We start from the raw sequence: 26,458 nt of genomic DNA, 5'->3' as shown, positions 1-26,458 counted from the left end.
CGCAGTTTGGCAACAGGGGGTTATACCCCAAGAGCAAACCACCCGTTGGACGGGTGGTTATGATTTAAGCCATTAATCGGAGGAAGAACATGAAAATTACTTGCATTGGAGCAGGTTATATCGGAAGCGTAACGGGAACGTCTCTGTCAGTTATGGGGCATCATTGCACCATTATCGACATTGACGCTGCCAAAGTCGATGCCATAAACGCAGGAACGAGCCCCATTTACGAGCCGGGACTGCAGGACTTGATACAGCTGCAAGCGGGCACTTTCTTGTTCGCTTCTACCAGCTACCAATCCGTGTACGATGCGGATGTAGTATTTATCGGAGTAGGCACCCCGTCCCTCGAAGATGGAAGTGCAGATTTATCCTATATAAGAGCAGCAGCGGCCAACATTGCGAAGCATTTGAATCCCGACCGGTTTACCGTCATCGTCAACAAATCAACGGTCCCGGTCGGTACCGGGGAAGAAGTAACTTCGATGATAGAACATATTAGCGGTCTGAGGCCGGGAGAGCATTTTGCGGTAGCCAGCAATCCTGAATTTCTGCGCGAGGGTCATGCGCTCGAAGATGTGTTCTTCCCTGACCGAATCGTTGTCGGGGCTTCCGCCGGGCGTGCCAAAGAGAGATTAAAGGAGCTGTATGCCCCCTTTATGCGCCGGGACCTTCTCGTTAAAGCTGCACAGCTTCTTGGAATACAGGAACGGGAAATTGTTCCCCCGGTTTATTTTGAAACGGATTTGCGCAGTGCGGAGATGATCAAATATGCCTCCAATGCCTTCCTGGCCGTCAAAATCAGTTATATCAATGAAGTCGCGAGATTTTGCGAAGCCGTTGGTGCCAATGTTATGGATGTAGCTCAAGGAATGGGGCTAGATTCAAGAATCGGAAACCAGTTTCTGCAGGTTTCCAGCGGCTGGAGCGGGAGCTGCTTTCCTAAAGACACCGCTGAATTGTTGAATGCCAGCCAGAAGCATGGGCAGGAGCTCAGCATCGTTAAAGCGGCCATTGAATCGAACTATCAAATGCATTTATATATTGCGAATAAAGTTCATGACCGGATCGGCTCCCTGCAGAACAGAACGATAGGAATTCTCGGTCTCACGTTTAAACCGAATACGGATGATACCCGTCATACCCAGGCCGCCGTCCTGATCAGGAAATTTAGTGAATGCGGAGCAGTTATCAGGGCGCATGATCCTAAAGGAATGACCGGCTTTCATCAAAGAAATAATGATCTTCCTGTCATCTATTGTTCAACTGGAGAACAGGTTGCTGAAGGGGCGGATGTCCTGGTACTGGTCACGCACTGGCCGGAATATAAGGTGCTCGATTGGAAATGGATGCATGAAGCGATGAGATCCCCCTATATTCTGGATACAAGAAATTTCCTGAATCCCGAGGAAATGCGCGGGCTTGGTTTTATGTACGAAGGACTGGGATTGGGAACGGATAAAGCTGCCGGTCAGAGTGCTTCCCGACCGACATTGTCCCATGTTGTGTAGGCTGCCGTAAACATCTAATGGGGAGGTTCACTATGGAATTAATCGATTATATCCATATGATTCGCAAGCGGATAGGGTGGATCATTTCTTTTGTCATTGTCACGACGGCGACAGCGGTTTGGCTTAGTTATTTTGTCCTTCCCCCAAACTATGAGGCATCGGTGAAGCTGATTGCCGGAAGCTCGGAGAAGCAGGATTACAGTGCAGTGAACGCCGGGCTGCTGTTGATTAATACGTACAAGGAACTGATTAAATCTCCCTCCGTTCTGAGTCAAACAGTCGCCAGCCATCCGGAATGGGGCTTGGATGTAGAGAAGCTGGAGAAGAAGCTTAAGGTGACATCCGCTAAAGATTCTCAAATGATCACCATTAGTATAGAGGATCATTCCTACAGCAAGGCTCAGCAGATTGTGCAGGCCGTTGCCAAATCGTTCGAAACTCAGGCGGCCTGGATTTTGAAGGTGGAGGAAGTAACCATTTTGCCGGACAGCAAGGGGAATCAAGAGGCTAAGCCGACTTCGAAACGGATGGTCAATGTCCTTCTTGCCTTTACCGTATCCGGTATACTTTCGGCTGCCTGGGCCATTGGAAGGGAACTCGCGGATCCTACCATTCGCTCTGCCGGTGTCCTGGAGCAGGAGCTAGGGCTTAAACAGTTAGGTGAGATTTCACGGATTGAGAAGAAGGATTTTAAAAGAGCGGAAAATCAGACCAAATTGAGACAGGTAGGTGAAGCTTCTTATGGCCACCTTGGCTAACCGCACGTTAATCGCACACGTAAATCCGCAATCCAAGGCTGCAGAGGATTTCAAATTTCTTCGCACCCGAATTGACTACTCTTTCGCAGGAGTGAGCAAGCCGGTGCTTCATGTTACATCGGCGAAACAGGGGGAAGGCAAAACCTATGTGGCGGCCAATTTGGCTGTCTCGTTCGCTCAGTCAGGGAAGAAAGTGCTTCTCATCGATGCGAACTTATCCGAGCCGGATCTGCATCAATGGTTCGTCATACCGAATGATATCGGTCTTGCAGATGTATTGGCAGGCAAGTGCGGGGTGTATGAGGGCGTTCATGATACGATGATCGATAACTTGAGCCTGTTCTGCGCGGGAAGGGCGGTCATGTCTTCTTCGGATTTGATAATCACCGGGGAGATAGGAAAACTGCTGGAGCGCTATAAGGAGCAGTACGATGTCATCGTTATCGATTCCCCGGCCGCCGGGGAATCGGCAGACAGCTTGTTTCTGGCCGCCCAGAGCAGCGGAACCCTGCTCGTGGTCAAGAGCGGGGTCGTTACAACGAAGGAAATTCGCCAGCTGATGAAAGATTTCGAGCATGTGAACGGCCAATTGATAGGCTACGTATTCCATTAGATTCTTACAGACGGGAGCAATCCAGTGATTACGAAATTAAAGAAACCTGCAATCCATTGGCCGTCAGCCTGGATCAAGAGGGCAAGAGCGGCCGCTGTCGGGTTAACCGCGGCCGTCCTGATCGGAATGATCTGCTCTTACCTCAATCCGAAAACAGGGGTTCTCTTGGCGATCCTTCTGCTGCTGGTGACGCCGGCGCTGCTGCTAGCCAGATCCGATTCCCGCTGGCTGGTTCCCTATATTATCGCGGTTTGGGCCTTCACCCCTGCCATTCGCCGCATCTACGAATGGGTTTATCTGGAGTATAACTCCGTTTCTCTGCTAAGTATTCTGCCTCTTCTCGTTACGTTGACACTGGTCCTGCCCATGCTGGGCAAACCGCTGGAATTTTCCCCTCTTCTTAAAGGGTTTCTGCTCTGTATGGCGGTTGCGCTCGGATATGGCTTCCTGGTGGGCGGATTGAAGAATGGGGTATCCGGCTTGTTTGATTTGGCGAACTATGCGGTTCCTTTACTAATAATCCCTTATGAAGCCGTTCGCAGAAGCAATATCGAGGAGCGCAAACTGTGGATCGGTTCATTTGTAAATATCGCTATTTTGGCTGCGGCATACGGAATTGTTCAATTTTTTGTAGTACCGGAATGGGATGCCTTTTGGATGAATGAGGTCGATATGTTTTCGAACGGCCAGCCCGTTCCTTATGAAATCAGAGTATTCTCGACTCTAAATTCGCCTGGACCGGCGGCTATTTTTTTGTCCACCGCTCTGCTGGCCATGCTGATGAACAAGTCGTGGAGAGGCTTTGCCGGATGGCTCGGCGTAGGAATCGTCACTTTCGGGTTGATCCTGACCCTGGTAAGAGCCTCTTGGGTAACGATGGTGCTGGCTTTATTTCTGTTCATTCTATTGGAACAAGGAAGAAAAAGATGGTCCCTTATGGGAGCCATCCTGCTGGCCGGAATCTTCATGTACTCTGTGCTGACCGTAGTTCCAGGCGGCGAAAATTTGCTGAACCGGTTCTCGACCTTGGGAAATCTGGAGAGTGATTATTCCTACAACGATCGAATGCAATTTGTATGGAAGATTATTCCGATGCTGGCGGACCAGCCTTTCGGTACCGGGCTTGGAAGTGTCGGAGTCGGAACGAAATTAGAGAATGACGGGCGGCTGGGGCAGTTTGGAAATTTCGACAACGGGTTTCTGGCCCTCTTCCTGACCTTCGGCATCGTAGGCGGGTTGGCCTTCGCCAGGGCGGTATGGCTGCTTGTCCGGCTGCTGCGTCCGATACGTCAGGAGATGGACCCAAGAGAAGCTAAATATACCCTTCTCGCTTTTAGCGTCTTGCTCGCCGCCATCGCCTATTTAATTTTCGAGAACAGGCTGGTTGGCTTGGGAGGATTTGTCGTGTGGCTGTTCGCTGCCATCGGATTGCCGAAGTCGACCCAAAGCTTGAACGGCAAGGGAATGCCATGATGAGCAATTCCAATCTGCTGCATAAATCCGGTACCGTTCGTCTGTGGTCGATTGCCAGAAGTCTGCGGGTCCGCAAGGACAGCACCGCCCAATCTCTTAAAACGGTAGCGGTCAGCATGCTTATCATGATCGTTAACCTGTTAACCGGCATATTGACTGCCCGTTATTTGGGGCCGGCCGGCAAAGGAGAATCTTCCGCTCTATTGCTATGGCCTACTTTTCTGGCGAACCTGTTCCGGCTGGGTCTGCCATCGGCTTTGTTATTCAATATGAGGAGGCATCCGGACGATTCGGCCCCCTTATACACTACCGCTTTGATGATTTGCCTTGGTTTCGGCGGCTTCGCCTTAACGATTGGTGTGTTGGGGGTGCCCCACGCCCTTAGCTCCAGCTCCGAGCAGATGATAGTTTACGCTCAGTGGTTTATGCTATGCGCTCCCATTCTGTTAATGGAAGCTACTAACAATGCAGCGCTGCAGGCACGGGGAGAGTTCCTGCTGTTCAATCGGCTCAGAACGCTTCCTCATCTCGGTGCTCTGATCGGGTTGGCCGTACTGCTGTTAGCAGGGAAACTGACACCCTTGTCCGCCGCCCTGGCTTATTCGTTCACTACAATCCCGGTTACTTTGTGGCTGACATCACGGCTGTTGTCCATCTACCGCTTATCTATTAAACGATTCAAGCATTCGTTCGGGATGATCTTCCGATATGCCCGCAGCTCTTCCGCGGCCGATGTGTTGAGCTCGCTATCCGTTTATATGGACCAGCTCATTGTCGTGGCCCTGCTGAGGCCCGCTGATCTTGGACTTTATCTGGTGGCGCTCAGCTTGTCCAGAGTCATTAATGTGGTCCACAGCTCCCTTGTTATGGTCCTCTTCCCCAAGGCGGCGGGATTGGAGAACAAAGAAGCGATCGAACTGGTCAAGAGAATATTCCGGATCAGCCTCAGCATGACGATGCTCGCAGCGATTCCTATGATGCTGTTGGGGACAGTAGTGCTGAATGTCCTGTATGGCGAGCAGTACACGGCCGCCGTTTCCGTCTATCGAATCTTGGTACTGGAGGCGGTTATCGGAGGGTCCACGCTTATTTTGGCACAGTCGTTCATGTCGTTGGGCAAGCCGGGCTACCAGTCCACGCTGCAAGCCGTCGGGATCGGCGTCGGGATGGTCCTGATGGTCATTCTGGTCCCCCGATTTGGTCTGATCAGCGCAGGAATAGCATTGCTAACAGGTTCCCTCATCCGGCTCCTGCTGGGACTTGTATTTTATAAAAAAGTGCTGCATACCCCTATCCCACAGTTGTGGATGCGGTGGGAGGATGTGCGTTGGCTGTACAGCCGGTTCGCATCCGTTCCGACGCAACAGCCGGATATTAACGATAAAGAATAGAGAAGAAATTCACTAGGAGGGTACGATGGCTGAATTAAGTTTTAATATACTGGCTACCGGATTGGATTGGCCGACGGAAAAGCCGGGAGGTCTAAATATTTACTATCGATCCATATGCAAAACTTTGGCTTTGCGGCACTGTATCGAAGCGTTGGTTTGCTGCAGCGAGCCTCCGGGGCAGGAGCCGGAAACCAATCTGACCCTGTCCAACATCTCCAATCCGCTGGTGCCCATGGTACGAAGGCAAACCGCATTCAAAAAGTACGTTCACCGCGCAACGAATGACCGCAGAATCGACATTATTTATTCTCACTTTGCCCCTTATGCCATGGGAGCCGCTCGTATTGCACTGGGCAAAAATATTCCGGTAGTTGTCGGTTTCCATGGCCCGTGGGCCGCAGAAATGAAAGTGGAGCAGGCCGGCCTGAAGGGGAGGATCAGAGCGGCGATCGCCCGGAGAATTGAACTTCAAACTTATCGTCTGGCAGATCGTTTTATAGTGCTCAGCCGCTATTTCAAGAAAATTCTGCAGGAAGACTACGGCATCTCCCCCGACAAAATTCATATTGTTCCGGGTGCCGCGGATATCGAACGATTCCGCCCGGCAGAAGATAAGATGCGGCTAAGAAAGGAGCTGGGCTTACCGACCGATAAGCTGGTCGTCCTGTCCGTCCGAAGACTGGTTCATCGAATGGGGCTGCTTCAACTGGTGGCCGCCTGGAAGGAAGTGGTTCGGCAGCATCCCGATGCGCTTCTGTACATAGGCGGTACAGGACCTCTGCAAGAGGCGTTGGAGACGGAGATTCAGCTCAACGGGCTGGAGCAGAATGTACATATGCTGGGGTTTATTCCGGAGGAACTGCTTCCGGCCTACTACCAGTCGGCCGATTTGTTCGTTGTTCCGACCCAGGCGCTGGAAGGGTTCGGATTAGTGACGGTGGAGGCGCTGGCCAGCGGGGTGCCTGTGTTTGCAACCCCGGTGGGCGGAAACGTCGAAATTTTGACCCGGTTTTCTCCAGATTTTCTGAGTGAGGATATTACGGTTGATGCTTTGGCCAAAGGACTGAATCTTGTATTAAAACATCAGGAACGGTGGCCTACCGCCCAGCAGTGCAGGGATTATGTCCTGTCTCATTATACATGGGATCAGGTTTTACAATCGGTAGAAAATATATTTTTCGAAGTACTCGAACAGAAAGGGAGAGGAAAACGATGAAAATAGCTTATTTGGACCATACCGCCCGGTGGAGCGGCGGCGAGGTTGCCCTGTATAACCTGCTAACTCACTTGAAAGGAATCGGGATTCCGATTGACCCGATCGTGATCTTGGCCGAAGATGGCCCGCTTCGGGAGAAGCTTGCCGAGAAAGGGGTCGATGTTCGCGTTCTGCCTCTCGATCCGACCGTCCGTGACCGCAATCGTCATGCGGTGTCCAGCGGATTGTTCAGATCCGCCTTCGAGGTCATGCGTTACAGCAGCAGGCTGGCCAGGCTGCTTAAAGAAGAGAAGGTCGATTGTGTCCATACGAACTCTCTGAAATCTGCAGTATATGGGGCATTTGCGGCCAAACTGGCCCGCTTGCCGCTGGTCTGGCATATCCATGATCAAATTCAGCCCCCTTACTTAAAATCTTATGTGGCTAAGTTCATTCAGAAAATGGCCCGTACTCTTCCAAACGGGATTATTGCCAATTCCAGCTCGACTCTGGCCACCCTGCGCCTGCCGGCACACAAGAGACAGAAGGAGCTTGTATTGTATCCCGCTTATGCAGGAAGATTCGGCAGAGAAGAAGTGATTAGGGAGGATCCGGATCCGATCCCTGAAGAATGGAGACGGAGCGAGGACGAATTTGTCGTTCTGATGGCCGGCAGGATTGATGAATGGAAAGGGCACAGGACGCTGCTTCAGGCCGCCCGTCTATTTAAGGATCAGCCTAACGTCAAGTTCTGGATCGCCGGTGATGCGCTGTTCGGCCAGGACGACTACAAGCAATCGCTTCTGGAATTCATCGAGCAGGAAGGGTTGACGAATGTCAAGATGCTGGGGCATGTATCCAGGATGGAACGGTTGATGCTGGAGGCCGATCTGCTCGTTCATGCTTCCGTCATGCCGGAACCGTTCGGTCAGGTCATCGTGGAAGGCATGGCGATGGGCTTGCCCGTCATTGCTTCCAACCAAGGCGGCCCTAAGGAAATTGTGGAGATAGGGGAAACCGGCCTGTTGATCCCTCCGGGAGATCCTCATGTGCTGGGAGAAGCCATCCAATGGATGATCCAATCTCCCGAACGCCGCAAATCAATGGGAGAGGGAGGGATTAAGCGGGTCCGGGAGCGGTTCGCCATCGGACAATCGATCCGGGCATTGGCACACTTTTATCCTGAACTGCGGCCTAAACGAAAGCCCGCTTTCACAGTGAGTACGGCGGAGGGAAAATACATTGAAAATTGCGATCGTTCATGATCTGTTGACCCAGATGGGCGGGGCCGAGCGTGTAGTAGAGGTTCTTCACGAAATGTATCCGGAGGCGCCGATCTATACACTCGCCCTTAACCGCGAGCGGCTCAGCGATGCGTTGCGGAAGTCGGATATTCGCACAACCTGGATACAGAAAATCCCCGGGGTGGAGGCGAATTTCAAGAAACTCCTGCCCCTGTACCCCATCGCGCTGCGCCAATTGACTCTGGAAGGCTATGATGCGGTCATCAGCTCCAGCTTCGCCTTCGTCAAGGGGGTCCGGGTTCCGCAAGATACCTTCCATTTCTGTTATTGCTACACACCTATGAGGTTCGCTTGGGACTTTGAAAATTATATTGAAAGGGAAGCTTATCCCAAGGCAGTGAAGTCGGTCCTGCGACAATATGTCAAATATTTACGCTATTGGGATGAAAAAACCGCTAATCGCGTTGACAGCTACGTAGCCATATCTTCTGTAGTGAAGAAGAGACTTCAAATGTGTTACCGAAGAGAATCGGAAATCATTTTTCCTCCTGTTCATACATCCAGATTTTCACCTTCCCGTCAGATAGACTCCTATTATTTGCTGGTTTCACGGCTAGTTTCCTATAAGCGAATAGATCTGGCCATAGAGGCTTTTAACCAGTTGGGCCTCCCTCTTTATATAGTCGGAGACGGTCCGGATCGGGGGCGGTTGAAAAGCATGGCTAAGAGCAATATCCAATTTTTGGGCCGGCTGCCCGATGAGGAGGTTGGTTCATTGATGTCGCGCTGCCGGGCTCTTTTGTTTCCGGGGGAAGAGGATTTCGGAATCACCCCTCTGGAGGCCAACGCCGCAGGGCGCCCTGTGGTCGCTTACCGGGCGGGCGGTGCCCTGGACACGATTATCCCTTATAAGAACGGACTGTTCTTCGATGAGCAGAAGCCGGATAGTGTTATAGCTGCCATTCGGCAATTAGAAAACTTCGGCTGGGACGCCGGAGCCATTGTGGCCCATGCAAAAACATTTGATACCGAGGTATTTAAACAAAGATTCCATCAACACTTGTTTGAGGTTTACCGTCATCATCTATCTGGAATCAACAGCCGGCGGGCGATACCATGAGCGGATTACATTAATAGATAACGGGGAGGAAGAAAGAATGAAAAGAGCACTGATTACAGGAGTTACAGGTCAAGATGGAGCGTATTTGGCTCAATTGCTGCTAAATCAAGGATATAAAGTGTATGGGATGACGGCTCGTCGGAGTACCCCTTCATTATGGAGGTTGGAGTTTCTGGGCATCGAGCAGGAGGTGGAGCTAATCGATGGGGATATGGCTGACATGTCCTCACTCGTCCGGGCAGTAAAGGCCTCTAAGCCGCATGAAGTGTATAATCTGGCAGCGCAAAGCTTCGTCGGAACCTCCTGGAAACAACCGGTTACGACTGCACAAATAAGCGGGCTTGGAGTCCTACATATGCTGGAGGCCATTCGCCTTACGGATCCATCTATCCGGTTTTATCAAGCATCAACCAGTGAAATGTTCGGTCTGGTGCAGCAACCCGTTCAATCTGAGTCCACTCCCCTATACCCGCGAAGCCCGTATGGCGTTGCCAAGCTGTTTGGACATTGGTCGACTGTCAATTATCGGGAAAGCTTCGGATTATACGCTTGCTCTGGCATTCTGTTCAACCACGAATCACCCTTGCGGGGAATAGAATTTGTGACCCGCAAAGTGACGGATGCTGTAGCCAGAATTAAATACGGCCGGCAGCGGGAGCTTCGTCTTGGCAATATTGATGCAAGAAGAGACTGGGGATATGCGGGTGATTATGTGAAAGCCATGTGGCTCATGCTTCAGCAGGAGCATCCCGATGATTATGTCGTTGCGACGGGGACTACAACAACCGTCCGTGAGATGTGCAAGATAGCCTTCGAGTATGCAGGTCTGAATGCCGAAGATTATGTCGTGATCGATCCGGAGCTGTACCGGCCCGCCGAGGTGGATATTCTGCAGGGAGATCCGGCAAAAGCCCGGGAGAAGCTTGGATGGAAGGCGGAAACGCCCTTTAAGGAACTAATTGAGATGATGGTTGAAGCAGATTTGCATAGAGTCAGAATGGGAGAACCCCGAGAGATATTCTCAGTTTAATTGTAAGATTCACTTCAATATAATCGAAGGATGTGTCCATAGCATGAGATTGGTTTTGTTATCGGGTGGTTCCGGTAAAAGGTTATGGCCTCTCTCCAATGATGCCCGGTCCAAGCAATTTCTGAAGGTGCTGCGCGATGAGGAAGGCCGGCTGGAGTCGATGGCTCAACGGGTGTGGAGGCAGATGGCAAAAGCCGGACTGAACCAGAAGGGCTACATCGCCACGAGCCGGGAGCAGGTCGATATGGTCCGCAACCAGCTGGGCAGCGAGATTCCGCTGATCGTTGAACCGGAACGCAGGGATACGTTTCCTGCCATCGCCCTGGCTGCCGTATATATGTATACGGTAGCCGGCGCATCCCTGGATGAGGTGATGGTTATCCTTCCTGTCGATTCCTATGTAGAGACGGATTTCTTCGAGAAAGTGATCCAGCTTGATTCTGTTCTTGAGGAGACAGGGGCCGACCTGGCTTTAATTGGTGTCAAGCCGACCTATCCATCGGAAAAATATGGTTATATCGTTCCCGCAACGGAGGGGTCCACCCGATATGGCACTGCAGGCTGGCCAGTCTCTCATTTTCGGGAGAAGCCTGCCGAACCGGAAGCCGAAGAGCTTATTCTTAATGGGGCATTATGGAACTGCGGAGTATTTGCCTTCAAGCTGAAATATATGATCGATTTGCTATTTAGCAGAGGGCTCCCGCTTCAATATGAAGAGATGCTGCATCAGTATTCGCGATTAACTCCTACCAGCTTTGATTATGAAGTCGTCGAGAAGGCGGAGAAGATCGTTGCCCTGCCTTATGACGGCCCCTGGAAAGATCTTGGGACCTGGAACACCTTGACGGAAGAGATGGAAGAAGGGATTGTCGGGAGTCATATCATGAAGGAAAACTCTCCGGGAACCCATGTCATCAATGAACTGGGAATACCAATCGTTGCTTTGGGACTATCCGACGTAGTAGTCGCCGCCAGCCCGGACGGAATTTTGGTAGCGGACAAGAGCTCCAGTCCCCGCATTAAAACCATCCTGCAGCATATCGATTTTTCCCCTATGTACGAAGAAAAAGCGTGGGGTCACTTTAAAGTATTGGAGTACATGCAGCGATCATCGCAAGGAAGCGATGTACGGATTCAGAAATGCTATATCAAATCAGACAGCGTATTGACCGAACGGCTTCAGGCGGTCCGCAGTGAAGTCTGGGCGGTGCTATCGGGCGAAGGGAAGCTTGAGGTGAACGGCAGCACCCGCTGCTTAAATGTCGGAGACGTAGCCGTTCTGCCCCAGGGGGCGGAATACCATATCCATGCTTACACCGATATGGAAATGGTGGAAATCCAATATGGATTATCCCCAACACAGGGAACGGCTGCGTTGAAACTCGGAACCTGATAAGAGGTGTCCGGTTGGTAAGGTTGTCTAAAGGAACTGGGGGAGTAAGATGAAACGTTGGATGAAATGGGGCGGAGTGATCTTTTTCATTGGATTGGCCACGATGGCGATTTGGGGGTATTCATTAACTCCGGAAGTTCACTTTAACCAGAGGAACCACCCGATTCTAGCTGTCCCTGCAGATTCTCCCCCTGGTTCGGGCTTTATAGATTGGAACGAGTCCTTGCCCTTCTCCTTGGGCAGAGATTTTGTTGGAACGAGCTTGGTTAACTATCTCCGTTGGAAGCAAGGGCCGGATTCTGAATTTCAGGGGATGTCTTCCTTCGACACTATGGATTATGGGTTGTCCGGGTGGTATGCCTTGAGGTCCGGACAGTATGAATCTGTTTTTTTGACCGAAGCCGATGGCTGGATTCCGTACGGGGATAAGGTAGAAGAGTCCTTGGTTAACGGGCAGACCTTCCGGCAAACCGGCAAGGGACGGTCGGGAGGAGCAGAGGACGGCTCTTCCTTCAACGTGCTGATTCTGGGTGTCGATGCCAGAGAAGGCGAGAACTCGCGGTCCGATGTTATACTGCTTGCCCATGTGGATCCGAAGGAAAAGGAAGTCCATATGCTCTCTATCCCCAGGGATACCAGAGTTTATTTGGATGGAATCGGTTATACCAAGATCAATCATGCTCACTTTATAGGAAGCGTACGAAAAGGCAACAGCGGAGGCACTGAGGCGGCGATTCAGGCGGTCAGCAACCTGTTGAAGGTTCCGGTGAACTATTATGTAAAAATTGATTTTGCTGGCTTCGAGAGCTTCATTGATACTATCGGAGGGGTCGAACTGGACTTGCCTCAGGAGGTTTGGTTAACGCAGCCGCTGATTCCGAGGGAACCGCTGCTGCTTCCGGCCGGGCCCCAGACACTGAACGGCGAACTGGCTCTCGATTATGTGAGGGAGCGTTATTCACGGGAAGACGGGGAATTCGGGCGCCAGGCTGCTCAGATGGAGGTCATTAGCTCCGTGGCGGCGAAGCTTACGCAGTTGGACTACCTGCCTAAACTCCCCGGTTTAATCCAGAAGGTGAAAGAGGAAGTGCTGGATACCAACTTTACCGATTCCGATCTGCTCAGTCTAGCTTGGCTGTTCAAAAATTTACGGCAGGATCAGCTAATGTACAGACAAATTTCCGGCCGCAGCGGCAGAGCGTTGGACCCGCTGGTTCGCCAAGAGCTCTACTATTGGCTGCCGGATAAGAATGAGCTGGAAGAACTGGCGGAAACCTATCTTCAATAACTTCCTTATACGGGGACTGTCAGTGAGGATCATGGATTGGACCGTGAACGTGTGGCGGGGGGACCATTAGTTAAGGTCCCCCCGCCACATATTCGTTAGCTGGAAGCCTGCTTGGATAAGGGAATAGGCCGGGAGTACTCCTCGCGATTGCCGGAAGCCTGATAAGCAGGGATTTCTTCGCCCGAACAAGGGACAAGCAACCCTTTAGCTAACAACAAAGACGCTGTTTCGGCCAAATCACTGCCGACCTTGTTCATTTTATCGGCTATGTCTATCAGATCATGGTCACCATCGCTGTAAGCCAGAAGATAGGTGATCATCGACACCCGCTCCCGTTCTTCGCGGGAACGGGTTCCGCCCGTAGAAGGGTACAATCCCCGTTTATCCAGCTTAGGCTCGCAATGAATGTGGGTGCTGCGATAAGTCTCGTTCGCCTCTATCGTCTCAATAATCTTGATATACATATCGACGGTTTCCTGCAGAGCCTCCTCCGAGATTAAGTCGCGGTTGTCGAGCGAGGTATGGTATTCCTTGTAATCGCCGTACATCGTTCTCATTAAGCTGCCGACAGGCAAATTGAAGGCTTGACTGCAATACTGCCGTTCATCGCTGCCGAACGGGGACCATTCAATGATCCGATGGGGCTTGCCGGATTGACGCAAGACATGTATGGCGGCACGGTCTGCAAGGGTCTCCCCTCTTTTGCTTTTTTTGTAGGTGAAGGAAGGGCCATGCCCTACGCAAGTGACTACATAACCGGCGGCAAGCCTCTGCTTCAGCATATCCCCATATTGGCTCAAATATAGAATGGAGCCGATCGTTTCCGGCACATACAGAAACCGGTAGTTGTATTTCAAATTTCCCCGCTTCAATAAATATTGATAAACCATGGTTTGGACGAGAGGTCCAGACAGTTCATTGTTGGCCATAGACGGGTGACAGACATAGGTTGACAGCAAAATTTCCTGTTCTCCTCTTCCCGGCACATAGCCTTCACCGATAGTCAAATATCCGTCCTCCAGTGTCGCGTCGATCACCACTTCATACTCGTCATCAACGAACTCCCGCAGTCTGTTATGCTCGATGCAGAAGCCCCAGTTTTCCTTATAATAAGACGTGACATAGGGAATCGCATCCGGCATTTCGGGCAGCGTATGTATTCTGGCCAGCAGCTCGTCGCGGCTCACGGTTCCCCGGAAAGGAACGCTGTACGAGACCAAATGAAGATTGTGGTCACATAGGTCAACGATCTTCTCTCCCCGCTTATTCTTGATATATGCCTCCCGAACATTCCATTCTTTAGGAATTGTCCAATCAAAGCAGGTCATCCCGGACGGATACTCCTTTTGTTCAATGGGAACTAATTCGTTAAGGATCGTCAGCATTTCCCGAACTCCATCGCCGGTAATGCTCCGCTGAATTGGAAATAAGCGGTCGAATAATTCCATGATCATAGGATCACAACCTTTTCTCGTTAATGTGGAGACGACAAGACGCGTTTAGTGCGACGCCACAGATAAACAAGCTGCTTCCACAGTATTCGACGGAAGGGATTCTGCAGATGGTTTCGAATGTTTTCCTTCCAATACGTCAAGCAAGGAGATAAATCCGTAGGCTAAATGCTCGATATTCCTCTTATCGATGCAAGCAATATCCTCCATGGGACAGCTCATGATTCCCCGGAAGGAGTTAGCCAGCAAGCGGGCTATGAAGTTTACCCTATCCTCATAGCTTGGGAGAGAGGAACGGGCTGTATGAAGAATCTCCGCTATGCTGTCTGAATAGGGATTGAAATTTCCTCTGACCAGGAGGGGATTGAAAAATAGGTTGGCCACAGAGATGGCCGGTATTCCGAATAAACCGGCTTCATAAGCAATCGTACCCGAGACCGTTACCACAAGATCCGCCCGTTTCAACAGGGAATGGCTGTCCGAATAGGGGGAGATGAGTCTTACGCCGGGTATGGAAAGCAGCTGCTTATAAAGCTTCATGGAATTGTTGCCGATATTGTTGGAATGCTCTTTAACATATAAATCATGTGTAGATGGGGTGCTCCTGGCCAGCGCCCGAATAATCTCCAGTTGATTGGAGATGGAGCCGCCCAATACATCGATGGATGCTTCCGGCTGCCTGTGCAGTGCGTACAGAACATAGGGCTTGGAGGGCCCGCGGCCGGCGAACGGCTCCTCAAAAGGCTTGCCCAGCCTGGAGGACCATGAATTGAACAATGCGGTAAACCGGTCATGGATAAACTGAGACGTCGTAGGCTGGGCCACATCATAACGATAACAATACCGTCTTTGCCGGACAATTCTTTTCGCCAATGTAACAGGCCAGCGGGCTTTAATTCTGGGGACTTTATTGTTTAAATGAAAATACCTCGGCTTCGGACCGGAGTTCATAAAAAAATCTAAAAATTGCTCTGCCTGCTGTAAATCCTCGCTTCCCGGCTCGCGAATCGGTTCCATGAACGCTTCCGAATAGCCGCCAAAGAAAGCGAATCTTCCATCCGGAATACGTATCACTTGAGGGTTATAGTTGGCAATATTCAACTCCTCGCATAATTGCACGGTCATTAGTTCCGTAGCCCAGGTACGCTCCGAGAATACACACTCGATTTCATGCCTGATCAGAAATTGTTTGATCTTCTGTCCGCACACGGTCAGAAATGCCCTGGCATAGGCAGGAGGCTTCTTGGACAGCATTCGGTCCATCAAGATCATGTTGGAAAGGTATAATCCTTGGCTTTCAACTGAAGCAATAAAGTCCCGTTCTTCCTCGGATGGCGCCCGCTTGCTTCCGGCCATCCAATCTTCGCCGAAATCCGTTAAGTCCAGAAGGAACCGCCGCTCGGCACCGTTTCTCATAAGCCATTCCGCCCATTCACGGCTAGGAGAAATCCAGTAAATCTCGTGGCCTGCATCGACGAGTATTTCTGCTATTTTCCAAAAGACTATCGTCTTGTAGTGGTTGGCCCAAAACAATACTTTCAAGTCCATCCCCCCTCTGCTCGCTCAAATTCGGTCTATTGGTATGTCACCCTGGATTGACGCCGGTTAGTCTGCTTGCCTGCTCCCCAACATATCCCAGCTTAAGGGAGTGCCGGCCTCGACTTTTCTGGATACGGGTTTCCCGATAAATAGATCGTAATATTTGGGAGAGAGCCCATAACCCGGTCGGATGCTTCGCAAGTTGCTTTCATCGAATGTATCTCCGGGAAGCATATCCCGGCTGACATATAACGAACGCTTGAAGACGAGAGAGGAGCTCTCCCGTTCATCGCTGCCGTAGTGCACCCGGCCCAGCGCCCGCCACGCTCTTTCGCTTTCCTCGACAAGCGCCTTCATCTCCTGCGGCTCCAAGGAGAAGGCGGCATCGACCCCGCCGTCGGAACGGGAGAGGGTGAAATGCTTTTCGATGACGGTAGCCCCCAGAGCAACACTGGCGATCGCTGCCCCGATTCCCTGGGTATGATCTGATAGCCCGGCTTCGCACTCGAACAATTCCTTCATATGCGGTATGGTCAGCAGGTGGCTCTGCTCAGGGGAAGCGGGATAGGTGCTGGTGCATTTCAACAGAATCAGCTCTTGACAGCCCGCCTCTCTCAGCCACTCCACCGTCTCTGCCAGCCCGGCCAACGTAGAGATTCCGGTGGATAGAATGACAGGCTTACCGGTGGCGGCCACCTTCTGAATCAACCTCTTGTCATTGTTCTCGAAAGAGGCGATTTTGTAGAAGGGAACGTCCAATTGTTCAAGGAAATCGACGGCCAGCGGATGAAACGGTGTGCTGAACGGAATGATTCCGCGCTTCCGGCAGCGCTCGAAAATAGGCTCGTGCCATTCCCATGGAGTATAAGCTTCCTGATACAGCTGATACAGGGTCCGGTTCTTCCATAGACTGTCTGAACTGCGAATGAGGAAATCCTCCTTCTCCAGATCCAAGGTCATCAGGTCGGCCGTATAGGTCTGGAGCTTGAGAGCATGTGCGCCGCTTTCTGCGGCCGCATCGACCAAGGATAAAGCCCGGTCCAACGATTGATTATGGTTGGCCGACATTTCCGCGATAATAAACGGGGGATGGTTAGCACCTACCCAATGATGGCCTAGCCGAATGTCTTTCATCCTGAACCACCTCCTGGCTGCTTGCAGATTTCTTGGTAATAGAGAGGACATATAGATGCCCGTCTATTTCGAAAAAACAGGGATACCTCTTGTTATCCGCCACCCGCATCAGGTTGAATTGCTCGCGGATTGTCCGATCAGGGTCCAGCCGGCTGTCCTGGGCGGTTCTTCGCGGATAATAGGTGGCTTCCCCTTCCTGTTTCTTCGCTTCTCCAATAATGTCCGGATATCGTTTGATAAAACAGAGGCAAAGCTTGATCGTGACCTTCGCCAAGGCATGGCGCAATTCATCTATCAATTCGAAGCCGGTATATTCAATAGTCTCGCTTAAATAAATATCTCCGCTATCCACTTTATCCGCCGCTTCGAACAGAACGACAGGCACCGTATTCATTCCTTCGACGATTTTCCAGGTAAGCGGAGACCAGCCTCTGCCACGCGGCAAATCACTGGCATGAACGACCAGATTATGGCGGTTACGCTGCCGGAGTGAGGACGATATGATTTGTTCACAGCCTAAATAAAAGGCAAGATCGCCGCTGGGCAGCTCCCCGATGTCGTGAATCCAGCCTGCGCGATGTCCTAGCTGCTTGATCCGGTCGATCAATCGGGGAATATATAGATTCATCCAGCTGTTGGCACCGGAAACGATAGTAATGGATAATGACACGGCAAACGACTCCTTATCGTAAGTCATTAAAGGATTTTTCCTTGTATAGTTACAGTTCTGACAGGCCTGATACGAACGGGGGAGGTTACCGGGCGGGTAGTTACCAGCCCCTTCTGCTTAAGCTGGTCTACCAGCGAGCGGACGAAGCGGTAATCGATCTCCAACTCCTCGGCAATTTCCAGGCAAGAGCGCTGTCCATTCATAAGGATTTGCGCTGCTTGCAGGCTACGGTAGCCCTTGGGATCGTGAAGCGGATCGATATATAGATGATATCTGCTTAATTGAAGCGGCCCCCGGTAGGTGCGTGTTGGAATGCAGTCCGACTCCAGCACGTCAATGATCTGTTCCAGGAGAGCAAGAGTCTCTTCTAATTTATTGAAATCACAGTTTTGCAAATTATCCTGATTGGTATGATAATGCTCGTAATCGCGGCGGCAGATTCCGACTGTAGGGATCTCGAAATCGGGGCCGTCATAGAACATTTCATCGTTGCCATATAAGCCGCGGTAGTCCGCTTCCACATATCCCGGTTCGGAGAATTTCAGCACGTTGCGGGTGATCCGGTCTATATAGCTGTTGCCACGGAAAGAGCGGGAGAAGCTAAGCGGCTGAGAATGGCCGGGCATATCCAGAAAGATAGCATACCGGATCTCCTCGATTCCTGGTCCGTAATGCAGCAGACCGGCTGCGGCATAATATTCGGGACCAAGGACCAGACGATAAGTATAGAGACGGCGGGTTCTCCGCTGCAGAGCACGAAACAGCTCGATAAGAACGGCAATACAAGCAAGCCCGTCGTTCACCTGACCGGGATGACAGGTATGCGCGGCTAGCAATATCGTATCGGCTGCATCGCCGGGCAGTTTCCAGTCAACGATATCCAACGTGCCTTGGCTGAATTCCACATCGATATGAACCCGGTATTGATCTTCCGTCAAGCGGTTGACCTCTTCTTGGGTCAGAGTGAAGCCCCAATCCGTTTTGGATCCGGGACGGAACTGCCATCGGCTCTCGTAAACCAGCTTATCCTTGTACAGGGGATGGACAGAGATATGCTTCAGCAGCTGATCGCGGGAAACAACTCCGGAGAAGGGGGCGGAATACGACTGGAGGCGTATCGGGTGCGAGTGGAAGTCGGCGATTCGATGCCCATCCAGAGTTTCGATATAAGCTTCATGAACCGTCCATTGGTCCGGAATGATCCAGGTCAGACATTCGGTCCCGGAAGGGATCATGTGCAGCCTCGCACCTAATTGCTCAGCCAATTCCCGGGCAAACAAGCTAGTGTCCTTGCCGACAGGAACCCGGTTCCATTGGCAATAGCGTTCCATCCACCGCTTCATTCGGTGCTGCCTTGGGTTCGTTTCCACAATATAGACCTCCATGCACTGGGCAATTTAGTTATGACCTGTTACATGGCCGGGGCTTGTTCTATGTGCGCGTTGATCTCCGCCCACTCGGGATGCGTTCGGAGCAGTTCCAGAACCGTTTCCAAAGAAAAATGCGGATCGGTCGGATATAATACCTCGATTATCCGCTGAATAAGCTGAAAATCCTCAGGTGTATCCACTGTCAACCGATAGCGGCTTTCATCGGCAGAATAGGTGACGCCCGCCGTTCGAAAAAGGTGCGGCTGATTATATAGATAAGGAGTGACATGCTCCCTGTCATAGGGCCGTTCCGCTGCGATATGAGCTTGCTTCAACGCCCGGGCGGAGAAAATTTCCGTATCCATCCCTCTGGGAAAGGTTCTCTTCAGAATGTTGGATACATAATCCACTTCCGGCGCGAGACTCTTGTAGGCGTGGACAACCTGATCGACTATTCTCGGATCCAGAATAGGACAGTCCGCGGTCAGGCGAACGATCGCGTCAGCCCCGAATAGATCGGCAGCCTTGGCATATCGGGCCAGAACATCATACTCCGGCCCGCGAAAGCAAGGCAGAGCTTGCCTCCCGGCCCATTCGGCAACGGCATCGTCTTTCGGTCCAACGGTCGTTGCAATGACGATTTCGTCTAACAGGGAAGCTCTCCGCAATCGGTCCACCTGATATTCGAGCAGAGGCTTGTCTAACACTTTCATCAGTATTTTGCCGGGAAGCCTGGAAGAATTCATTCTGGCCTGAATGATGGCAACAACTTTCAAATCGAGTCCTCCTGTTCGGCTTCTGTTATGGAATAATGCTGAATGACCTTGTGGACACTCTGAATGACATCCTCCACATCCTGGTCCGTCATGGCCGGAAACAGAGGCAGGGTAAGTATCCGTTCATACAATCGCTCGGCTCTCGGACAGATCCGTCCGGAATATCCCAAGCCGCGATAGTAAGGATGATAATAGACGGGGATGTAGTGGACATTGACCCCGATATTTTCCTGGATAAGAGCCTCATAGATAACGTCTCTGCCAGCCGATAGTTGCTCAAGGTTCAATTGGATGATGTACAGATGCCAGCTCGAAACCCCTGCCTGATCCTGATAAGGAATTTGCAGCTGCGGACAGCTTGAGAAAGCTTCGTTATATTGAGCGGCAATAGTGCGCCGCCGTTCAACGAACCGATCCAGCTTATCCAACTGGCTGCAGGCGAGAGCGGCCTGCAGATCGGACAGCCGGTAGTTATAGCCTAGAAATTGCATTTCATAGTACCAGCGGCTTCCTTCGTTCTCCCAAGAGGAGGGGTTCCTTGTAATGCCGTGGCTACGGAATTGCTTCAGAAGCTCGTAGTACTTCGGGCTATTGGTCGTTATCACCCCGCCTTCCCCGCTAGTAATATGCTTGACCGGGTGCAGGCTGAACATGGTCATATCGCTAATTTGACCGACTTTACGGCCTTTGTACTCGGCGCCGAGAGCATGTGCGGCGTCTTCAATAACGACGATTCCTCTCCGCTGCGCTAACTCAGTAATCGCGTCCAGATCGGCCGGTTGGCCCGTGAAATCAACCGGAATAATCGCTTTTGTATCGTCCGTAAGCAGGCGTTCCACCGCCATCGGGTCCAGGTTGTAGGTTTGCTCGTCAATATCGGCGAATACCGGAATTCCGCCTTGGTACAAAACGCAGTTTGCACTCGCCGCGAAGGTCATCGGGGTCGTAATGACCCGATCCCCGGGCCCAATACCGGCTGCATAACATGCGGCGTGAAGAGCGGCGGTACCGTTGGCGAACGACACGGCGTAGGCGGCTCCGACATATTCGGCTATTTTGCGCTCCAATTGTTCTACAGCCGGACCGGAAGTCAGGTAATCGCTCCGCAACACCTGAACAACGGCATCAACATCGTCCTCATCGATCCATTGTCTGGCATAGGGCAGCATTTGTTCCCGCACGGGATGCAGAAGATTAGACGCTCGCATGGACAGCCTCCGCTCCGAGTCCCAGCTCCGCTCTGATGTCCATAACGGACAGCCAGGCCGAGTTCGTGTGGCTCATGTAGCTGAACGATTCAGGCAGCGGGGATCCCTGCTCCGTCTGTTCGCTTTCATTCTGCCACCAGGGGAATTCGGGCTGAATCACATAATAAGAGTCGAATTCAAGGGTACGGCGGGAATCATCTTCCGTGATCATCGCTTCGTGAAGCTTCTCTCCCGGACGGATCCCGATATATTCCAGCCGACATTCCGGAGCAATCGCTTCAGCCAGATCGACAATACGAACGCTTGGAATTTTCGGAACGAAAATCTCTCCCCCGCGCATACGGGTCAAGCTGTCCAGAACGAACTGGGTACCCTGCTCAAGCGTAATCCAGAACCTCGTCATTCGTTCGTCGGTAATCGGCAGAATTCCGGTCGGTTTCATTTTCAGAAAATGGGGGATAACGCTGCCGCGGCTGCCGACTACATTGCCATACCGGACGACGGCGAACCGTGTTTCCTTCCCTCCGGTATAGGAGTTGCCTGCTACGAACAGCTTGTCGGATGCCAACTTGGTGGCTCCGTATAAATTTACGGGACTGGCTGCCTTATCTGTGCTTAGAGCGATTACGCGGCTCACATTGCGGTCTATCGCCGCTTCGATAATGTTCTGTGCCCCGATAATATTCGTCTTGACCGCTTCGAACGGATTATATTCGCAGGCCCCTACTTGTTTAAGCGCTGCCGCATGAATAACGATATCTACCCCGTCAAATGCCTGCCGGAGTCTTTCCTTATCGCGCACATCCCCGATAAAAAACCTCACTCTGGAATCGTCGAATTCCTGCATCATCTCAAATTGCTTAAGTTCGTCCCGGCTGAATACAATCACTTTTTTGATCCCGTATCCGAGGATCTTGCGCGTGAAGGTTTTGCCGAAGGACCCGGTTCCGCCCGTAATCAGCACCGTCTTATTCTGAAGATTCATTGATATAGCTTTCCTCCCCTCAATTATGAACCCAAAAGGCGCAACGTTACGAATTGTTTCCGAATGGATACGATATGTATCAATCCCAATCTATAACATTCTTTTTCTTTCGTCAATTGTTATTTTTTGAAAAATGACGTCCTTTTGGAAGTGGAAGGTGTGATAGGAGGATTCATTAGTTAGAGGGGAGTACGCTAATTTGTAAAGCTTATTATAGGGTATAAGAAATTTTGTTCAGCATTAGAAAGGAAAGTATGCTACAATATCCCATACCCGCAATATATACATTTGTATACATAAAGTTATATCGTGTGTTGAATTTACTACGGCAAGCGATGAACATTTCAGATCAATATTCTGAAATAAATGTTAAAAAATGTTCATGAACATAAAGTAGAATAAAGATGTTGGGAAATTTAAGGCGAATTCGAAGGAATACGACACAGTAATACAAAAAAAGCGTTTGACAAGATACGAAATGTATCATACAGTTTAGTTATTGTTCCATAAATGTAAAAAAATTGATTTATTCGCGGGGAGTTGCTTATCATTGAGCCAAAATTCTGGAAAGTCAAAGGGTAAAATCGAGCTGGATGTCTATAGGGTGATGGAACAACTGAGCATCAACCCAGGTAAATTTGCAATCCTGGTGAATGAAGATAAAGGCGACACGGTTACGGGGATGACGGATTCGGGGGAATCGAATTTCAATAGAGGAACGGAGACGGATCAAACCCGCTAAGCTTCCTCTAAGCAGAAGCAGGAAACCAGCGGGAATGACGGTTTACATAGATCTCTCCGCACGGACGAAGGCGACAAAGCGCTTGGCCTCTTCCGGGCTCAATTCAACGCCGTCTACTGTCAATTTAAACTTCGCAATGATCTCTTCATCGGATAGCTCCAACTGATCCACAAACTCTCTAACCTCATTGTCCAGGACAGTTTGCGGGTTGTTCGTTCTCCCGATAATATAATCGACGGAGACGTCAAAATAGTTGGCAATTCTGCTCAGCATGGAAGAATCAGGCTCTCGGCGGTTCTGTTCGTAATGGGCGAGAGAAGCCCGTGAAATTTTCAAATGTTGGGCGAGCTGCTCCTGAGTCAAGCCCCTGGAGGTGCGAAGAGCGTAAATTCGGCTTCCGTATTCCATTTGGTTCACCACCTATGGCAGCAGTTATTTGTGTAAGCTTCAGAACTGTAAACGAAATGTATCATTTTGAATCATATATCGAAAAAAATAAAAAAAATAAATATCCGATACAAATTGTATCGAGGTTTTGAAAGCAAAAAAAAGATTTGCGATACTGAGTGTATCAGAAAATGGTTGAAAAAGCAATTGGAAACCATGGTACAGCTACCTTTCTTTGGTAGTACAATCTCGTTTTTGCAGGGGAAATACTGATTTTTATAGGCCGGCTGTCCTATAAAATAAAACCGGACCTCCTTTAGTGAAAAAGGACGGGTCCGGTCTTTGGTTTAAAACGACGTGACATTATGAACAGGTTGACGGTCAACTGTGCCCGTCCTGGCTAGCTTTTGCAAAATAACATTGAAATAAAATTTTATAAAAAGCGTCTCATATGTTTTTTTCCGTCATAGGAAAATAGCACTGATTTATCTTCTACAACGGTTTCCAGATGGACCGCCTTCCCCCATAACTGCTGAACGTAAGGGAGAGTCTTCTCCACATACTTTAAATCCAGCTCGATTCCTTCGAATTGGTGTTTTAAATACAGCTCCCCGTTCTTTAAATGGTTTCCGTTCTCTACAACGAGATAGGGAAATCCTCCGTTCACGCGAGAATAAACAAGCTGTTCGCGAATGGATTCCCACGTTTTGTCCGTAATTTTCCACTCATTTCCTTTTTTCTCGAACAGATAAAGATCCAGATCCTCGACCAGTTCTTTGGTTAAATAGCTGCGAATGAAGGAGGTGTCGGAATCGAATTCGCGTACCTCGAACAGCTTCCTGCGTCCTTCTCCGGGGGCTCGCCCATACTTTTCGATTTCCTCCGCGGTCGGTTTATCCCAGCGCTTCTCGATATCTTCAAAAATTTTGAGGCCCAGGTAGTACGGATTCAGGCTGTGCCGGGACGGCTGAACGACCGCGGAATTCAGCTTGGCGAATTCAATGGTCTCCTCCGGGGTCAAATCCATTTCCCGCAAAATTCGGATATGCCAGTAGGAGGCCCAGCCTTCGTTCATGATCTTGGTCTCCAGCTGCGGCCAGAAATAAAGCATTTCGTCCCGCATAATGGTTATAATATCACGCTGCCACTCCTCCAGCTCGGGCGCATACTGTTGAATAAACCAGAGCAGATCCTTCTCCGGGGACGGCGGGAATTTCTTCGGAGTGTCCGCCTCTTCCTTTCTATCCTGCATATCATCCAGCGACCACAGATCATCATAGGGGGTAGAGACGCTCGGAAGCTTTTCCTTCTCGCCTTCCTTGTCTTCGCGTTCCCTGGCGTCCTGTTTGTAACGGTAAACAAGGCTCGGGTCGATATGCTCCTGAATAGCCAGCACCGCATCGAGGAAGGCTTCGACCTTCTTGCTGCCGTATTCAATTTCATAGAGACGGATTCTTTCGGCCGAGGCAGACATACTCTCCACCATATTGCGATTCGTACGCGAGAAGCGCACATTATTTTTGAAGAAGTCGCAGTGGGCCAATACATGCGCCACAATCAGCTTGTTCTGGATAAGGGAGTTTCCGTCCAGCAAGAAGGCATAGCACGGGTTCGAATTGATCACCAGCTCATAAATTTTGCTTAATCCGAAATCGTACTGCATCTTCATCTTGTGAAACGTTTTGCCGAAGCTCCAATGGCTGAAGCGGGTCGGCATTCCGTATGCGCCGAACGTGTAAATAATATCGGCCGGACATATTTCATAGCGCATGGGATAAAAGTCAAGTCCGAAGCCTTGCGCAATCTCCGTTATTTCCGCGATGCTCCACTCCAATTGCTTGATTTCGTCGGAGGTCAAGACGATCACCCCGTTTCTTTTTTCGCGAAAAACGTTTTGAGAGCTTTGTACACTTCGCCTTTTTCGCGAATGATGCAGAATTGGAACTTATCGTTCTGAAGCTGCCGGTAAGCGGCCATCAGCGTACTGCTGCGGTTGTACTGATTCACCTCTCCGTATCCGAACATATTGGCCCGCTGTATGATTTTGCCGATCAAATCCAGACATTTGGCATTATCGGAGGTAAGATTGTCGCCATCGGAAAAATGAAACGGATACAAGTTGTAGTACGCCTCCGGATAACGGCTGTCTATGATTTCCAGGCATTTCTGATAAGCGGAGGAGCAGATCGTTCCGCCGCTCTCCCCTTTGGTGAAAAATTCTTCTTCGGTTACTTCCTTGGCTTCCGTATGATGAGCGATGAAGACGATCTCCACCTTCTCATATTTGGAACGCAGAAACCGGGTCATCCAGAAGAAGAAGCTGCGGGCCACATACTTTTCAAAGCTTCCCATCGAACCGCTAGTGTCCATCATCGCAATGATGACGGCATTCGAATGGGGCTTCTCAATTTCCTCCCAGGTTTTAAAGCGCAAATCATCCGGGGAAATTCCGAAGATTCCGGGCTTTCCGGCATTGGCATTGCGCCTTAAATTTTCAAGAATCGTCCGCTTTTTATCAATGTTGGACATGATACCCTTCTTGCGGACATCGTGGAAGACGATATCGGAAGCCTTCATCAGATCCTTCTGCTTCTCCTGCAGATCAGGCAGCTCCAGTTCCTCGAACAGAAGCGTCTCCAGTTCCTCCATCGTCACGTCGGCTTCATAATAATCTTCGCCGGCCTGATCTCCGGCCCCCTGGCCTTGGCCCGGCCGGCCGGATGAGGGATCCGTTCCCAGCACGTCTCCTACCTGGCTATCTCCGTCGCCTTGACCGACATGCTTGGATTTATTGTAATTGTACCGAAAACGGTATTCATCCAGACTGCGGATCGGAACCTTTACGATTTGCTTGCCGTCCGACATAATGATGCTCTCCTCTGTGACGAGGTCAGGAAGATTTTGCTTGATCGCTTCCTTAACCTTCTGCTGATGGCGGGTCTGATCCTGGTAGCCCTTGCGGTGCAAGGACCAGTCTTCCCTGGAAACGATAAATAAAGGCTCGGACATGCAGGCACCTCCTCGAGAATTCTCTCGGATTATTAGCGGATGGATCGGCATGAGCCTGTGCAATTACAGAATAAGGGATGAATGGCATTCGTCTCATGATCTTCGTTATAAACACTGTTCAACTCAATAGAATGCCGCAATCCGCTAATGTTTAGCGATGAATAAGAATGA

The 26,458-nt window shown here is 50.6% G+C and carries 23 protein-coding genes; 12 read left to right on the top strand and 11 right to left on the bottom strand.

The genetic code is table 11. The features are described from left to right. Positions 1–89: 89 nt before the first annotated feature. The 11 genes from ACFQ03_RS17895 to ACFQ03_RS17845 are packed head-to-tail and all read left to right on the top strand — an operon-like array spanning position 90 to position 13,016. Positions 90–1,511, top strand: a complete 1,422-nt coding sequence (locus ACFQ03_RS17895; protein ID WP_379289868.1) for a UDP-glucose dehydrogenase family protein — start codon at positions 90–92, stop codon at positions 1,509–1,511. Positions 1,512–1,543: 32 nt separating this feature from the next. Then, a complete protein-coding gene (locus ACFQ03_RS17890) occupies positions 1,544–2,269 on the top strand; it encodes a YveK family protein (protein WP_379289866.1) in 726 nt (241 codons plus the stop codon). Next, a complete protein-coding gene (locus tag ACFQ03_RS17885; RefSeq protein ID WP_379289864.1) occupies positions 2,253–2,882 on the top strand; it encodes a CpsD/CapB family tyrosine-protein kinase in 630 nt (209 codons plus the stop codon). The genes ACFQ03_RS17890 and ACFQ03_RS17885 overlap by 17 nt, the downstream gene beginning before the upstream one ends. 24 nt (positions 2,883–2,906) lie before the next feature. Beyond that, positions 2,907–4,355, top strand: a complete 1,449-nt coding sequence (locus ACFQ03_RS17880; RefSeq protein ID WP_379289862.1) for an O-antigen ligase family protein — start codon at positions 2,907–2,909, stop codon at positions 4,353–4,355. After that, complete coding sequence (locus ACFQ03_RS17875) at positions 4,289–5,746, top strand: oligosaccharide flippase family protein (RefSeq protein ID WP_379289860.1); 1,458 nt, start codon at positions 4,289–4,291, stop codon at positions 5,744–5,746. Before ACFQ03_RS17880 ends, ACFQ03_RS17875 begins: the two co-directional genes overlap by 67 nt. Positions 5,747–5,771: 25 nt before the next feature. Beyond that, the gene (locus ACFQ03_RS17870; protein ID WP_379289858.1) at positions 5,772–6,962 is read left to right on the top strand and encodes a glycosyltransferase family 4 protein; all 1,191 of its coding nucleotides are present in this window, start codon (positions 5,772–5,774) and stop codon (positions 6,960–6,962) included. Further along, entirely contained in the window at positions 6,959–8,206 is a 1,248-nt protein-coding gene (locus tag ACFQ03_RS17865) for a glycosyltransferase family 4 protein (protein ID WP_379289856.1), read from the top strand. Before ACFQ03_RS17870 ends, ACFQ03_RS17865 begins: the two co-directional genes overlap by 4 nt. Next, complete coding sequence (locus tag ACFQ03_RS17860; protein ID WP_379289854.1) at positions 8,184–9,305, top strand: glycosyltransferase; 1,122 nt, start codon at positions 8,184–8,186, stop codon at positions 9,303–9,305. Before ACFQ03_RS17865 ends, ACFQ03_RS17860 begins: the two co-directional genes overlap by 23 nt. Positions 9,306–9,342: 37 nt before the next feature. Beyond that, a complete protein-coding gene (gmd, locus tag ACFQ03_RS17855; protein ID WP_379289852.1) occupies positions 9,343–10,335 on the top strand; it encodes a GDP-mannose 4,6-dehydratase in 993 nt (330 codons plus the stop codon). A 43-nt stretch (positions 10,336–10,378) separates the two neighbouring features. Further along, on the top strand, positions 10,379–11,728 hold the full coding sequence (locus ACFQ03_RS17850) for a sugar phosphate nucleotidyltransferase (protein WP_379289850.1): 1,350 nt from the start codon (positions 10,379–10,381) through the stop codon (positions 11,726–11,728). A 49-nt stretch (positions 11,729–11,777) separates the two neighbouring features. Then, entirely contained in the window at positions 11,778–13,016 is a 1,239-nt protein-coding gene (locus ACFQ03_RS17845) for an LCP family protein (RefSeq protein ID WP_379289848.1), read from the top strand. A gap of 95 nt (positions 13,017–13,111) precedes the next feature. Here ACFQ03_RS17845 and ACFQ03_RS17840 read toward each other — a convergent pair whose 3' ends face one another. The 8 genes from ACFQ03_RS17840 to pseB form a co-directional block, all read right to left on the bottom strand. Then, positions 13,112–14,470, bottom strand: a complete 1,359-nt coding sequence (locus tag ACFQ03_RS17840; RefSeq protein WP_379289846.1) for a DUF4910 domain-containing protein — start codon at positions 14,468–14,470, stop codon at positions 13,112–13,114. A 45-nt stretch (positions 14,471–14,515) separates the two neighbouring features. After that, positions 14,516–16,009, bottom strand: a complete 1,494-nt coding sequence (locus ACFQ03_RS17835) for a hypothetical protein (protein ID WP_379289844.1) — start codon at positions 16,007–16,009, stop codon at positions 14,516–14,518. 63 nt (positions 16,010–16,072) lie between these two features. Further along, positions 16,073–17,140 carry a pseudaminic acid synthase gene (gene pseI, locus ACFQ03_RS17830; protein WP_379289842.1) on the bottom strand — a complete coding sequence of 356 codons (1,068 nt, stop codon included), beginning with the start codon at positions 17,138–17,140 and terminating at the stop codon, positions 16,073–16,075. Further along, the gene (locus ACFQ03_RS17825; protein ID WP_379289839.1) at positions 17,100–17,837 is read right to left on the bottom strand and encodes a formyltransferase family protein; all 738 of its coding nucleotides are present in this window, start codon (positions 17,835–17,837) and stop codon (positions 17,100–17,102) included. The genes pseI and ACFQ03_RS17825 overlap by 41 nt, the downstream gene beginning before the upstream one ends. Next, complete coding sequence (locus ACFQ03_RS17820; RefSeq protein WP_379289837.1) at positions 17,837–19,180, bottom strand: DUF4910 domain-containing protein; 1,344 nt, start codon at positions 19,178–19,180, stop codon at positions 17,837–17,839. Before ACFQ03_RS17820 ends, ACFQ03_RS17825 begins: the two co-directional genes overlap by 1 nt. A 41-nt stretch (positions 19,181–19,221) precedes the next feature. Continuing rightward, positions 19,222–19,956: a cytidylyltransferase domain-containing protein gene (locus tag ACFQ03_RS17815; protein WP_379289835.1), complete on the bottom strand. Its 735-nt coding sequence runs from the start codon at positions 19,954–19,956 to the stop codon at positions 19,222–19,224. Further along, positions 19,953–21,164 (bottom strand): UDP-4-amino-4,6-dideoxy-N-acetyl-beta-L-altrosamine transaminase, encoded by a 1,212-nt coding sequence (gene pseC, locus ACFQ03_RS17810; protein ID WP_379289833.1) that lies wholly within the window; start codon positions 21,162–21,164, stop codon positions 19,953–19,955. The genes ACFQ03_RS17815 and pseC overlap by 4 nt, the downstream gene beginning before the upstream one ends. Further along, the gene (pseB, locus tag ACFQ03_RS17805) at positions 21,151–22,149 is read right to left on the bottom strand and encodes a UDP-N-acetylglucosamine 4,6-dehydratase (inverting) (protein WP_379289831.1); all 999 of its coding nucleotides are present in this window, start codon (positions 22,147–22,149) and stop codon (positions 21,151–21,153) included. The genes pseC and pseB overlap by 14 nt, the downstream gene beginning before the upstream one ends. Before the next feature lie 550 nt (positions 22,150–22,699). On the opposite strand from pseB, the gene ACFQ03_RS17800 reads away from it, so the two are divergent. After that, complete coding sequence (locus tag ACFQ03_RS17800; RefSeq protein ID WP_379289828.1) at positions 22,700–22,891, top strand: hypothetical protein; 192 nt, start codon at positions 22,700–22,702, stop codon at positions 22,889–22,891. Between the two features lie 42 nt (positions 22,892–22,933). Here ACFQ03_RS17800 and ACFQ03_RS17795 read toward each other — a convergent pair whose 3' ends face one another. From ACFQ03_RS17795 to yhbH, 3 genes are all read right to left on the bottom strand, one after another. Continuing rightward, the gene (locus ACFQ03_RS17795; RefSeq protein WP_379289826.1) at positions 22,934–23,299 is read right to left on the bottom strand and encodes a helix-turn-helix domain-containing protein; all 366 of its coding nucleotides are present in this window, start codon (positions 23,297–23,299) and stop codon (positions 22,934–22,936) included. 412 nt (positions 23,300–23,711) lie between these two features. After that, positions 23,712–25,136 (bottom strand): SpoVR family protein, encoded by a 1,425-nt coding sequence (locus tag ACFQ03_RS17790; protein WP_144941421.1) that lies wholly within the window; start codon positions 25,134–25,136, stop codon positions 23,712–23,714. A 5-nt stretch (positions 25,137–25,141) separates the two neighbouring features. Then, entirely contained in the window at positions 25,142–26,287 is a 1,146-nt protein-coding gene (yhbH, locus tag ACFQ03_RS17785) for a sporulation protein YhbH (RefSeq protein WP_144941423.1), read from the bottom strand. Positions 26,288–26,458 lie beyond the last annotated feature (171 nt).

This window comes from Paenibacillus residui, assembly GCF_042677205.1.
Taxonomy (GTDB): Bacteria; Bacillota; Bacilli; order Paenibacillales; family NBRC-103111; genus Paenibacillus_L; species Paenibacillus_L residui.
This window is presented reverse-complemented; position numbering and strand designations above follow the sequence as displayed.

Excerpts from the sequence above, each read along its gene's own strand:
- ACFQ03_RS17895 (WP_379289868.1), top strand. The coding sequence starts at position 90 with ATGAAAATTACTTGCATTGGAGCAGGTTATATCGGAAGCGTAACGGGA.
- ACFQ03_RS17890 (WP_379289866.1), top strand. The coding sequence starts at position 1,544 with ATGGAATTAATCGATTATATCCATATGATTCGCAAGCGGATAGGGTGG.
- ACFQ03_RS17885 (WP_379289864.1), top strand. The coding sequence starts at position 2,253 with ATGGCCACCTTGGCTAACCGCACGTTAATCGCACACGTAAATCCGCAA.
- ACFQ03_RS17870 (WP_379289858.1), top strand. The coding sequence starts at position 5,772 with ATGGCTGAATTAAGTTTTAATATACTGGCTACCGGATTGGATTGGCCG.
- ACFQ03_RS17865 (WP_379289856.1), top strand. The coding sequence starts at position 6,959 with ATGAAAATAGCTTATTTGGACCATACCGCCCGGTGGAGCGGCGGCGAG.
- gmd (WP_379289852.1), top strand. The coding sequence starts at position 9,343 with ATGAAAAGAGCACTGATTACAGGAGTTACAGGTCAAGATGGAGCGTAT.
- ACFQ03_RS17850 (WP_379289850.1), top strand. The coding sequence starts at position 10,379 with ATGAGATTGGTTTTGTTATCGGGTGGTTCCGGTAAAAGGTTATGGCCT.
- ACFQ03_RS17845 (WP_379289848.1), top strand. The coding sequence starts at position 11,778 with ATGAAACGTTGGATGAAATGGGGCGGAGTGATCTTTTTCATTGGATTG.
- ACFQ03_RS17840 (WP_379289846.1), bottom strand. The coding sequence starts at position 14,470 with ATGATCATGGAATTATTCGACCGCTTATTTCCAATTCAGCGGAGCATT.
- pseI (WP_379289842.1), bottom strand. The coding sequence starts at position 17,140 with ATGAAAGACATTCGGCTAGGCCATCATTGGGTAGGTGCTAACCATCCC.
- ACFQ03_RS17825 (WP_379289839.1), bottom strand. The coding sequence starts at position 17,837 with ATGACTTACGATAAGGAGTCGTTTGCCGTGTCATTATCCATTACTATC.
- pseC (WP_379289833.1), bottom strand. The coding sequence starts at position 21,164 with ATGCGAGCGTCTAATCTTCTGCATCCCGTGCGGGAACAAATGCTGCCC.
- pseB (WP_379289831.1), bottom strand. The coding sequence starts at position 22,149 with ATGAATCTTCAGAATAAGACGGTGCTGATTACGGGCGGAACCGGGTCC.
- ACFQ03_RS17795 (WP_379289826.1), bottom strand. The coding sequence starts at position 23,299 with ATGGAATACGGAAGCCGAATTTACGCTCTTCGCACCTCCAGGGGCTTG.
- yhbH (WP_144941423.1), bottom strand. The coding sequence starts at position 26,287 with ATGTCCGAGCCTTTATTTATCGTTTCCAGGGAAGACTGGTCCTTGCAC.